This is a genomic window from Sphingomonas zeicaulis (assembly GCF_050433225.1).
In the GTDB taxonomy this organism is placed as follows: domain Bacteria; phylum Pseudomonadota; class Alphaproteobacteria; order Sphingomonadales; family Sphingomonadaceae; genus Sphingomonas_D; species Sphingomonas_D zeicaulis.
In genome coordinates this window covers 1,415,991-1,427,524 of the sequence record NZ_JBNPXQ010000001.1, presented here as the reverse complement: position 1 = coordinate 1,427,524, position 11,534 = coordinate 1,415,991, and the positions used below count along the sequence as shown (strand labels likewise).

Below are 11,534 nucleotides of genomic sequence, written 5' to 3'. Positions count from 1 at the left end.
AGAGGATCATGCCCCCGGCACGCCGAGTTGGCGCGCGGATTGGCGCAGCCGGTTCTGCACGGCGCTGTCGCTGCCGAATGCGGCAAGGCCGGATTGCAACGCGGCGCCGGCGCGATCGGGCTGGTTGAGCACCATGCGCGAGCGCATCAGCCGGATCCAGCCGGCCTCGTCACGCGGATTGGCCTTCAGCTTCGCTTCGAGGCCCTCGACCATGCCGTTCACCATCGCATCCTGCTGGCCTGGTGGCAGTTGCGTCGCCGCCGCCATCTGCTCACGCGACGGGCCGGGAATGCCATCGGTCGCGGTGGAGGGGAGGGGCGCCGCCGGGCCGACCGCCGCCAACTGCTTGGAAACGTCGATCTTGGCTTCGGCCGCGACCTCGGTAATGCGTTCGCGCAGCCCGGCTTCCCAATCCGCACCCGCCGGGGTGTCGCCGAGCACCGCGAGCCAGGCGTCGACCGCGCCCTTCTTGTCGCCCTGATAATATTTGTCGACGCCCTGATAGTAGCGCGCGCGCGCATCCTTGGGATCACGCTTCAGCGCCTCACCAAAAGCTGCCAGCGCCTCGGGCGGAACCTTGTCTCCAGCGGCGTAAACCAGTGCCTCGCCCTTCGCCGACCAGTTCTCGACATTGTCCGGCGCCAATTTGGTCGCGCGGTCATAGGCGGTCGCCGCCTCGGCGAAGCGGTTGGTGACCATGAAGGATCGACCGAGCAGGCTCCAGCCCGCGACATCCTCGGGATTCTGCTTCAGCCGCGCTTCGAGCTGCCCGATCATGGAATCGACATCGCCGACCGGGGAACCCGGGGCTGCGGCAGCACCCGGCGTCGCTGTCGCCATCGGCGAATCACCGCCGCGATTGCGCGCGATCACGATTCCCACCGCCACCAACGCGACCAGTGCCGCCAGGATGAGCGCGATTCTGCCGAACTTTGCGGTGCTGCCGCTTGCCCCGGCCGTCGCTTCCGATGCCATCCTCATACCCCGCCTGTGAATTTTCGACGTTCCAAGTCTAGCGGTCGCGGCCAAAGATGGTAGAGTGATCTCGGGTTCGCGCTCGATCCGGCCAGTCCGAAAACGGATGCCGCAAGAAAAACCGGCCAACGTACCAGGGGTGTAAGCGCGTGACCGACCTCTACCGGATCGCCATTGTTGGCTCCGGGCCTGCGGGGCTCAGCGCTGCTGCGCGTGCGGCGCAGCTCGGCATCAGCCACGTGCTGCTCGAAAAGACCGACCATCTTTCGGATACGATCTACAAATATCAGCTCGGCAAGCATGTGATGGCGACGCCGGCTCAGCTCGTGCTGCGCTCGGATATGGATTTCGAGGCCGGCAAGCGCGAGACGGTGCTGGGAACCTGGGAACGCCAGGCGGCCGAGAACCGCATCCATGTGAAATATGATGCCGAGGTGACCGCGATCACCGGCGCAAACGGCGATTTCGCGCTCAAGCTGAAGAATGGCGAGACCGTTCGCGCCGAACAGGTCATTCTGGGCATCGGCACGCAGGGCAATCCCAATCTGATGCGCGTGCCCGGCGGCGATCTGCCGCATGTGCAATATACGCTCGACAACCCCAAGGCCTATGTGGACGAACATATCAGCGTGATCGGCGCCGGCGATGCCGGGATCGAGAATGCGCTTGGCCTGGCCGACGACCCGGCGCAGCAGAATGTCGTGACGATCGTCAACCGGTCGATGGAATTCAGCACCGCCAAGGATGCGAACGTAAAGGCGCTGCTCGCCGCGGAGTCGGCGGGGCGCGTCACCGTGCTGCGTGGCACGACGCCGCAGAAGGTTGAGCAGGGCTGGATCACCTACGACACGCGCGACGGCGAACGCCGTATGCGCTGCGACCGGGTGATCGCGCGCATGGGATCGGCGCCGCCGCGGCGGTTCGTAGAACTGTGCGGTGCCGAGTTCGAGGATCGCGACGGCAAGAAGGAACGCGTTGCCGGCACCGGCATCCGCTTCACAAGCGAGGAGCGGGTTTCCTATCCCGAACTGTCGCGCACCTTCGAATCGACGGTGCCCGGCATCTATGTGATCGGCGCGCTGGCCGGCTATCCCCTGATCAAGCACTGCATGAACCAGGGCTATGACGTCGTCGAGTTCATCAACGGCAATACCGCGCTGAAGCCCGCGGACGAGCCGATTCTGGTCGAGAAGTTCAAGGAGATGCCCGGCGCCCGCTCGGTAAATGAGTGGCTGGAATATCTCCGCACGCGCATCAAAATCTTCAACGGCATGTCGCAGCTCCAGATGCGCGAATTCATGCTCGACAGCGAGGCACGGACCTATCGTGCCGGCGAACTGATTTTCGAGCGCAACGCGCCCGGCTCGTCGCTGTTCGGCATCGCCGATGGTGCGGTCGACATCGAGGTCAATCCGACCAACCCCGACATCAAGGTCACCGTCGGCAAGGGATCGATCTTCGGTGAGGTTGGGCTGATTTCGGGGCGTCGCCGCGGCGCCACCGTGCGCGCCAAGATGGGCACGATCGCGGTCGAGGTGTCGCGCTCGGCGGCGCTGAAGCTGCAATCGACCGTCCCCTCGGCCAAGCAAGCGATCGCGCGCATCTCCACCGAGCGCCAGTTGCTGCAACTGTTCGGATTGGGTGTGACCGCCGATGATCTCGACGATGTGATCGCGACGTCGGAGATCATCACGATCCCGGCGGGCAAGGCGGTGATCAACGAGGGGGAGGACGGCAAGGACGTCTTCGTCATTCGTTCCGGATCGATGATCGTCGAGAAGATGATCGGCGGCAAGCCGGTGTTTCTCTCCTACCTGCCGGCCGGTTCCTATGTCGGCGAGATGTCACTGATCGCAGGCGGCCGGCGCACCGCCACCGTGAAGGCGGCGGTGAAGGCGGAGGTCATCAAGCTCCAGGGCGACATGTTCGAGGCGCTGCTGCGCCGCAAGCCAGACCTGCTCGCCAAGGCCAAGCGCGATATGGCGGCGCGGCAGGACGTCAACGCTTATATCGAGGCCTCGAAGGACAGTTTTTCGGGCGCGGTCGATCTCTATTCGTCCGTTTCCAACTTTCTGATCGGCGAAGGCATCGGTGAGGCGACCGACGTGCTGCTGATCGACGAGAATCTGTGCGTCGGCTGCGACAATTGTGAAAAGGCCTGCGCGGACAGCCACGACGGGCTGAGCCGCCTCGATCGCGAAGCGGGCAAGACCTATGCGCACCTGCATGTACCGACGAGTTGCCGGCATTGCGAGCATCCGCACTGCATGGCCGATTGCCCGCCCAACGCATTGCATCGCGGCCAGGACGGCGAAGTTTACATCGATGACAGCTGCATCGGTTGCGGCAACTGCCAGCGCAATTGCCCTTACGGCGTGATCCGGATGGACAGCACGCCGCCGCCCAAACCCTCGCTCCTGAGCTGGCTGTTCCTCGGCAAGGGGCCGGGGCCGGGCGAGCCCAGCAAGGCCTGGTCGTACAAGCATTCCGACCCGGCGGTGGAAAAGCCCAAAAAGGCGATCAAGTGCGACATGTGCGCCGGCATCACCGGCGGGCCGGCCTGTGTGCGCGCCTGCCCAACGGGCGCCGCGATACGCGTTGCGCCGGATGATTTTCTCTCCATCGCACGGCTGCAACGGGAAAGCAGCTGATGCGAAACGGGGGGCGGGCAATGACGGAACGACGGAAGCATGAGCTGCTGCGGCCATCGCCGGCCCAGCACCGTTTCTTGCCGCCGCAGGGGGTGAACTGATGGCATCCAAGCCTGACCGCATGCCGCGTGCGATGCGCGCTGCGCCAAAGCGGGCGCGTTCCCAGTCGCTCCACGACGGCTTCATCCGGCATCAGAATTATCTCTGGGCGAAGATCGCGACCGCGCTGTGCGTGCTGGTCATCACGGTCTATTTCCTGATCGACGTCACGCCGCGCCCCAATGGCGGCAGCTGGTATGGCTATACGCTCGGCACCGTCGGCGTTCTGATCATCCTGTGGCTGACGATGCTCGGCGTCCGCAAACGCGCGATGACGGCGGGGCGCTGGTCGCTAAAGGCGTGGACGTCCGCGCATATCTATCTCGGGCTTAGCCTGATCGTCATCGGTACGCTCCACACCGGCTTCCAGCTCGGCTGGAACGTCCACACCTTGGCGTGGGTGATGATGATGGTCGTCATCCTTTCCGGCATGTTCGGCATCGGCGCCTATGCGGTGCTGCCGGAACGGCTCAGCACCAACCGCGACGAGATGACCGAGCCGCAGATGCTGGACGCGCTCAAGTCCATCGATCGCCAGCTCTACGAAGCCGCGCAGCCGCTCGACCAGCGCCACGCCGCGCTGGTGCAGATGTCGCTCGACGATGATCCGCTGAAGGGCGGCATCCTGACCCGCCTCGGCGGCCGCTATCCACGCTGCGCCACCCGGAGCGCGCATATCGAGCTACGCCGGGATTCGGCATATCGCGCGAGGGTCGCCGACGATCCTCTGGAGAAGATCGATGCGTTGTTCGAACGCAAGCAGGCGATGCTTGCGCGGATGCGCAGGCACGCCAAGCTCAAGGCGTTGCTGGAGGTCTGGCTCTACATCCACGTGCCGATGACCTTCGCACTGCTCGCCGCGCTTTCCGCGCACATCGTCAGCGTCTTCTTCTACTGGTGAGGCCCGCTTGACCTTCGTCGTCCGCCAGATTTCACGTACCGCCGACGGGCGGGAGATCGTCCGCGACGCGGTGGTCGAAGGCGATACGCTCGTCATCGGCCGCGGCGCAGAAAACGGCATTCCGCTGCCAGACCTCGCGGTCGACCGCCAGCACGCCCGCGTTACCGCGCTCGGTGGCAACCGGCTGCTGATCGAAACGATCGGCGGTCTGGGCTTCGAGATCGAGGGCCGGCCGACGATGCGCGAGGAGGTCGATGCCGGGCGCGGCGCCGAACTGCGCTTTGGCAGCCACCGGCTGACCCTGTCGATCGTCGAGGGAACGCCGCTGTTCGCCGTCGAGCGGATCGAGGCGGTATCCGATTCGGCAGAGGATCGTGATCGATCGAAGGTGTTCACGCTGCAGTCGCTGCTGCCCGGCAAGCGGCTCAGCGCCTATGGCTATATCCTGTTGGTGCTGGCGGTATTCCTGGCCTGGCCGATCTACAGCTACGTCACCTACAAGGGCGTGGCCGAGCGCCCGAAGACCTTCCACGGTGATAAATTGTGGGAGTCGGGCAAGCTCTCGCTCGCGCACAAGACGTTGGAGAAGGATTGCCAGGCCTGCCACGTCAACGCGTTCGAATCGGTGCGCGACGATGCCTGCGTCGCCTGTCACAAGGATACGCACGGCCATGCGCCCGCCGAGCGACTGGCGATGGCGAAGGCGCCCCCGGGACTTGGCGGGCAGATTCAGCATCAGTTCAAGGTGGCGTTCAACGTTCCCGAGGGAAGCTGTGTCGAATGTCACACCGAACATGAGGGCGCCGGGCCTATGCAGCCGACAGCGCAGAAATTCTGCGCCGACTGCCATGGCAGCCTCGACACGCGCCTGAAGGACACGAAGATCTTGAACGCAGCGGATTTCGGCACCGCGCATCCCGAATTCCACCCCGCGGTGGTGGTGCAGCCGGGCGACAAGCCGGTGCTGCGCCGGGTCTCGCTGGCCGATGCACCGCGCGAGAATAACGGGCTGAAGTTCCCGCACGCGCTGCACATGTCGAAGACCGGCGGCGTCGCCCGGATGGGGCAAACGATGTCCGGCGAGTTCGGCTTCGGCGAATCCCTGCAGTGCAAGGACTGTCACAAGCCGACGCCGGATGGCGTGCGCTTCCGCCCCGTCGAAATGGAGCAGAGCTGCGGCATGTGCCACAGTCTGGCGTTCGATTCGATCGGTGGCACCGTACGCACCTTGCGCCATGGCGAACCGCAGCAGGTCGCGGCCGATCTGCGTGCGCTCTATCGTTCGACCGGTCCGGTGCGTCCGATCAATCTGGGCGGACAGGCGCGACGCCTGCCCGGCGATTATCAGGCGAACCGCACGCAGAGCATCTTCGCTTCAGCCGTCCTTCAGCGCCCCGCGCGCGCCGAACAGGCGATCCGCGCCGTTTTCTCGCCCGGTGGCGCCTGCTACGATTGCCACGTGGTGACGCCGGCCCCAGGCCCCAGCGTCGTCGGGTTCAATGTGGGCGATGTCGTGCAGCCGATGCGCTACATGCAGAAGGGCTGGTTCGACCATGACGCGCACAAGGCCGAGACATGCGAGAGCTGCCACACCAAGGCGACGGGTTCGGCCAGCGCCAATGATCTGCTGCTACCCGACATCAAGTCGTGCCGCACCTGCCATGGGGGCGAGAAGGCGCGCGTCGAAGTGCCGTCAAGCTGCGCGATGTGCCACGATTATCACGCCGATGATGGTGCGCCATGGGTGAGCACATTGACCCGCGACAGCCGCAAGGGGCGAAGGCAGCCGCGCGCAACCCCGGTCGCGCGCCGCTGACTGGATCGATGAAGGAATCGGTGTTCAACCCCGATCCCTTGACGGCGAGCCAGATCCACGAATCGCATTGGGCGGTGGATCCGGGGACGCGTGCACGCAAGAAGGCGGGGGCCGTGCTGATCGCGCAGATCACCGACATCCATCTGGGCTTCGACCCCGACAATCCCGGGGAGTTCAACCGGCAAAGGCTGGATCGCACCTTCGCCGCGCTTCTGGCACTGTCGCCCTTGCCCGACCTCGTTCTGGCGACCGGCGACCTCGTCGATCGCGGCGATCTCGACAGCTATCTGCGACTGCGCGAGGCATTCGACGCCTTTCCGATCCCGATCCTGTCCTGCCTCGGCAATCATGACGTCCGCGAGAATTTCGGGGCCGTGTTCGGCGAGATCGCGCCGGTCGACGGCTTCTACCAGTACGAGCATGACGCCGGATCGCTGCGGCTGATCGTGATCGACACGCTGGAGGAGGGGCGCCACGGTGGAGCTTTCTGCGAGACGCGCGCGGCATGGCTCGCGTCGCGGCTCGCGGAGCGGCCGGCAGATCCGGTGGCGATCATCATGCACCATCCGCCGGTCGATGTCGGCATCGCGTGGATGGCGACACATGAGGAAGAGCCGTGGGTGCAACGTTTCGCTGCGGCCATCGCGGGGCGGCGGCAGGTGCGCGCGGTGATCTGTGGACATCTGCACCGGCCCGTGACCGTCGGCTGGCGGGGCACGACGATTTCGGTCTGCCCCTCGACCGCGCCGCAGGTCGCGCTCGACCTCGCGCCGATCGATCCGGATCGGCCCGACGAGCGCCCGATGATCATCGCTGATCCGCCCGCCTATGCGTTGCATCTTTGGAACGGCGAGACGCTGGTCACTCACTATGACACGGTGGAATCGCACCCCGTTCTCGCCGAGTTCGACACGCGAATGCAGCCGCTCGTCCGCAGCCTGCTGGCCGAACGCCCCGCCTGAGCGGGAGTGCCGGCTTCAATAGCCGGTGTAGCGACCCGGTCGGTGCCAGGCCATCAGGATGCCGCTGATCGCGGCGGCGCTGAGCATCGACCAGACGAAGGCCTCGGGCGACAGCACGGTCAGCGACGCGCCGAGGCTGAAGGCGTCGAACATGATCTGCGTGCGGCCGGCGTTCCAGCCACGGCGTTGCTGCAACCACAGCCCGATCACGCCGATACCACCGACGCCGGCGCCATGGCGCGCGACCGACAATGTTCCCATGCCGATTACGGTGCCGCCCGCAAAAGCCGCGACCGGTTGCGCGATCGTGGAAAGCTGAAAGACCTCGGGCGCCAACCCCGCGGCGATGACGATGCCCAGGTTGAGAAGCACCGTCTTGATCATGAAGCGCCGCCCCATCACCCGGCCGGCAAGGAGGAAGAAGGGCAGGTTGATCAGCGCAAACAGCAGGCCGACCGGCAGCGGCAGGACGTAGGAGAAGAGAAGCGACAGGCCTGCTATCCCGCCGGTCGTCAATCCCGCCGCGCGCAGCAGCACCAGCCCCAACACGATCAGCACACAGCCGACAACCAACGCGTAAACATCTTCGAACAGGCTGTGTGGCCTGGCACCCTCGAGCGGCTTCTGCATGCGACCCCGACTGTTTAGACACCGATCAGCCATGCTCTCCGGGTCGCGCCGTCGCCGCGCGTGGTGCCATCCTTATACCATCCGAAACGCGCATCAACCGAGGCGGACGCTGGACGATCGGGTTATTGCCGCGCGAGCACCACCGTCTCGCCGCCGCTGCCAGTCAGTGTCACGGTTCCCCTGGCAGTGCTCGACACGGTGAGCGGCGCGGAGAGGCGAGCGAGCAACATCGTCTCGCGTTGCATCAGCGGTGGCGGACAGGCCATGCGCGTCGTTCCCAGTGCGCCGAGCGTCAGCATGTTCCCCGCCAACTGGAAGCTGCCGCTGAAGCGGTTGCAGCCGGTGGTGCCCGAAACGCGGTCGTCGGCGAAGGCGATGGTGGCCGGCGCGCCTTCGAGCGGCTGGTTGTCGACTGCTTTGATCGCCCATGTGCCAGTGAGCGTGCTCACATCGGCGCCGGCCGGTGGGGATGAAGAGGGCGGGGGGGACATCGAGTCAGACGCCGGGGTGCCGGCACATCCAGCCAAGCCGATCAGCACCACCATCGCAATCGCCCGCATCGAACGTCCCTCCCATTCCGTGCCGCGTAAGCGGCTTAACCCAGCGTCACGTCGGCGACCTTGTCGCGATAATCCCCTTTGGGATCGCCCAGCCCAAGCAGCATCTTGGCGCCAGCGAACAGGCTCTTTTCGTCGAGCCAGATCTGCGCGCGCTCGGCATCCAGACGAATGAGCTGCAGTTGCGGGTCATCCTTGCCGCCCTCATACCATGCGGCGACATAGGGGTTCCACAGCCGATCCACCATCGCGCGATCCGGTTCGATCCGCAAATCGCCGTGCAGGGTTGCGAAGAGATCATGCCCCTTGGCAGTGAAATGGGCGATCGCACGATGGCTTTGCTGCATGGCACGAACCAGGCCGTTGTCGCGTGTGGTGAAGAACCAGATCGGTCCGTGCGTGCCATCGCCCTCGGTCAGTCCGGTCATCGGCTGGGCATGGCCGTCGTCGACGCCATCCAGCCCGAGCATCATCGTCCGATCCGATTTGAGCGCCTTCCAGAATTTGGCTTCTAGTTCCTGCGGCGTCGGCATCCCGTGTCTCCTTCATCAACGCAGAAGGAACGGGCGGGAGTGCGGCACAGTTCCGCTCAGCCCGGAATGGTGACGAAGCTGTCCATCACGCGCTTGCGGCCCGCGGTCTCAAACTCGATCTCCAGCTTGTTGCCCTCGATCTCGATGATCGCGCCATAGCCGAACTTCTGGTGAAACACGCGCATGCCGCAGGAGAGGTCGTTGCGGCCCTTGTTGCCCAGGCTGACCGCGCTCGCCCGCGCCTCGACGACGCGCGCAGGCTCCCGGCTGAACGAGCCCGTCGTTGCCGCGCGCTGCCAGCCGGGGCCGCGGCCTGTGCTGCGTCCTACATTGCTGAACGGGTCGGCATGTTCAGACCAGTTGGCGCGCCACAGGCTTTCGCCGCCCGACATGCTGCTTTCGGTCTCGACATGCGCCTCGGGCAGTTCGCCGACGAAGCGCGACGGGATCGAACTCGTCCACTGGCCATAAATGCGCCGGTTGGCGGCATGCAGGATCACCGCGCGGCGCCGCGCGCGCGTGATCGCGACATAGGCGAGGCGCCGTTCCTCCTCGAGGCTGGCGAGCCCTCCCTCGTCGAGCGCACGCTGCGAGGGGAACACGCCTTCTTCCCACCCGGCGAGAAAGACAGTGTCGAACTCCAGCCCCTTGGCGGCATGGATCGTCATCACCGTGACCTTGGCGTCCTCGACCGCCGCATCATTGTCCATGACGAGACTGACATGCTCGAGGAAGGCGCCAAGCGTCTCATACTCCTCCATCGCGCGGATGAGCTCGTTGAGATTTTCGAGTCGGCCCGATGCCTCGACGCTCTTTTCTGCCTGGAGCACGCCGGTATAGCCCGACTCATCGAGGATCAGCCGGGCGAGTTCGGCATGCGGCAGATCGTTGGCGCGATCCCGCCAGCGCGCCACGTCGCCCACGAAATTGCCCAGCGCGCGCCGCGCCGCCGGGGTCAGTTCATCGGTGTCGAGCAGCCGCGCGGCTGCGTGGAGCAGGGGCGCGTCCGATGCGCGGGCGAACATGTGGATCTTCGCCACCGCCTTGTCGCCCAGGCCACGCTTGGGCACGTTGACGATGCGCTCGAACGCGAGATCGTCCGAGGGCTGGTGGACGAGACGGAGATAGGCGAGCGCATCGCGGATCTCCGCCCGCTCATAGAAGCGGAAGCCGCCGATGATGCGATAGGGCAAGCCGATCTGGATGAAGCGGTCTTCCAGTTCGCGCGTCTGGAACTGCGCGCGCACGAGGATGGCGACATCGTCATAGGATCCGCCCCGCAACCGGTGCGTCTCGATCTCGTCGCCGATGCGACGGGCTTCTTCCGGCCCGTCCCACACGCCAACCACCTGCAGCTTCTCGCCGGCATCGCGCTCCGTCCACAGCGACTTGCCGAGGCGGCCGCCATTATTCGCGATCACGGCCGAGGCGGCGGCGAGGATGTGCGGCGTCGACCGGTAATTCTGTTCGAGCCGGATGATAGCCGCGCCCGGGAAGTCTTTCTCGAACTTCAGAATATTTTCTACCTGGGCGCCGCGCCACGAATAGATCGACTGGTCGTCGTCACCCACGCAGCAGATGTTCTTGCGCGCCTGCGCGATCAACCGCAGCCACAGATACTGGCTTGAATTGGTATCCTGATATTCGTCGACCAGCACATATTTGAAGCGCTGCTGATACAATTCCAGCACATCGCGATGGCGCTTGAGGATGGTCAGCATGTGCAGCAGCAGATCGCCGAAATCGCAGGCGTTCAGCGCGCGCAGCCGATCCTGGTAGGCACGATACAGTTCCTGGCCGCGACCATTCGCGAACAGCTCGCTTTCGCCGGCATCGAGGTCGGCCGGAACCAGCCCCTTATTCTTCCAGCGATCGATCAGCCCAGCAAGCTGGCGCGCCGGCCAGCGCTTCTCGTCAAGCTCGGCGGCGGCGATCAACTGCTTGAGCAAGCGCAACTGGTCGTCGGTGTCGAGGATCGTGAAATTGGCCTGGAGCCCGACCAACTCGGCATGACGGCGCAGTATCTTCGCGGCGATCGCGTGAAAGGTGCCCAGCCATGGCATGCCTTCGACAGCATCGCCCACCAGCCGGCCGACACGCTCGCGCATCTCGCGTGCCGCCTTGTTGGTGAAGGTGACCGCAAGGATCTCCGACGGCCACGCACGCCGGGTCGCGATCAGATGCGCAAGGCGCGCAGTCAGCGCCGCCGTCTTGCCCGTGCCGGCGCCGGCGAGCACCAGCACCGGGCCTTCGGTGGTGAGCACCGCCTGGCGTTGCGGTTCATTCAGCCCGCGCAGATAGGGCGGGTCGTTCGGCGAAGGGGTGGGGACAGCGAGACTCACGCGCGAACAGGTAGGGAACGAGGCGTCCCGAGGCAAGCCGGGCGCCTGCCTCCGCCGTGCCTGCGGCG

At 65.3% G+C, this 11,534-nt stretch carries 9 protein-coding genes; 4 read left to right on the top strand and 5 right to left on the bottom strand.

The features are described 5' to 3' along the window. Positions 1–6: 6 nt before the first annotated feature. Positions 7–975 carry a tetratricopeptide repeat protein gene (locus tag FHS96_RS06710; RefSeq protein WP_429588700.1) on the bottom strand — a complete coding sequence of 323 codons (969 nt, stop codon included), beginning with the start codon at positions 973–975 and terminating at the stop codon, positions 7–9. A 149-nt stretch (positions 976–1,124) separates the two neighbouring features. On the opposite strand from FHS96_RS06710, the gene FHS96_RS06705 reads away from it, so the two are divergent. The 4 genes from FHS96_RS06705 to FHS96_RS06690 all read left to right on the top strand — a co-directional run bounded on the left by FHS96_RS06705 (position 1,125) and on the right by FHS96_RS06690 (position 7,404). After that, a complete protein-coding gene (locus tag FHS96_RS06705; RefSeq protein WP_429588699.1) occupies positions 1,125–3,626 on the top strand; it encodes a cyclic nucleotide-binding domain-containing protein in 2,502 nt (833 codons plus the stop codon). A gap of 100 nt (positions 3,627–3,726) precedes the next feature. After that, complete coding sequence (locus FHS96_RS06700) at positions 3,727–4,626, top strand: hypothetical protein (protein WP_429588698.1); 900 nt, start codon at positions 3,727–3,729, stop codon at positions 4,624–4,626. A gap of 7 nt (positions 4,627–4,633) precedes the next feature. Continuing rightward, the gene (locus tag FHS96_RS06695; protein WP_429588697.1) at positions 4,634–6,442 is read left to right on the top strand and encodes a cytochrome c3 family protein; all 1,809 of its coding nucleotides are present in this window, start codon (positions 4,634–4,636) and stop codon (positions 6,440–6,442) included. A gap of 113 nt (positions 6,443–6,555) precedes the next feature. Beyond that, positions 6,556–7,404 (top strand): phosphodiesterase, encoded by an 849-nt coding sequence (locus FHS96_RS06690; RefSeq protein ID WP_429589658.1) that lies wholly within the window; start codon positions 6,556–6,558, stop codon positions 7,402–7,404. Positions 7,405–7,419: 15 nt separating this feature from the next. Here the strand turns inward: FHS96_RS06690 and FHS96_RS06685 are convergent, their stop codons facing one another. The 4 genes from FHS96_RS06685 to FHS96_RS06670 all read right to left on the bottom strand — a co-directional run bounded on the left by FHS96_RS06685 (position 7,420) and on the right by FHS96_RS06670 (position 11,466). Beyond that, entirely contained in the window at positions 7,420–8,034 is a 615-nt protein-coding gene (locus FHS96_RS06685; protein ID WP_429588696.1) for a DUF6198 family protein, read from the bottom strand. A 122-nt stretch (positions 8,035–8,156) separates the two neighbouring features. Then, positions 8,157–8,483: an META domain-containing protein gene (locus FHS96_RS06680; protein ID WP_429588695.1), complete on the bottom strand. Its 327-nt coding sequence runs from the start codon at positions 8,481–8,483 to the stop codon at positions 8,157–8,159. 146 nt (positions 8,484–8,629) lie between these two features. Continuing rightward, positions 8,630–9,124: a pyridoxamine 5'-phosphate oxidase family protein gene (locus FHS96_RS06675; RefSeq protein WP_429588694.1), complete on the bottom strand. Its 495-nt coding sequence runs from the start codon at positions 9,122–9,124 to the stop codon at positions 8,630–8,632. 56 nt (positions 9,125–9,180) lie between these two features. Continuing rightward, the gene (locus tag FHS96_RS06670; protein ID WP_429588693.1) at positions 9,181–11,466 is read right to left on the bottom strand and encodes an ATP-dependent helicase; all 2,286 of its coding nucleotides are present in this window, start codon (positions 11,464–11,466) and stop codon (positions 9,181–9,183) included. Positions 11,467–11,534: the final 68 nt, after the last annotated feature.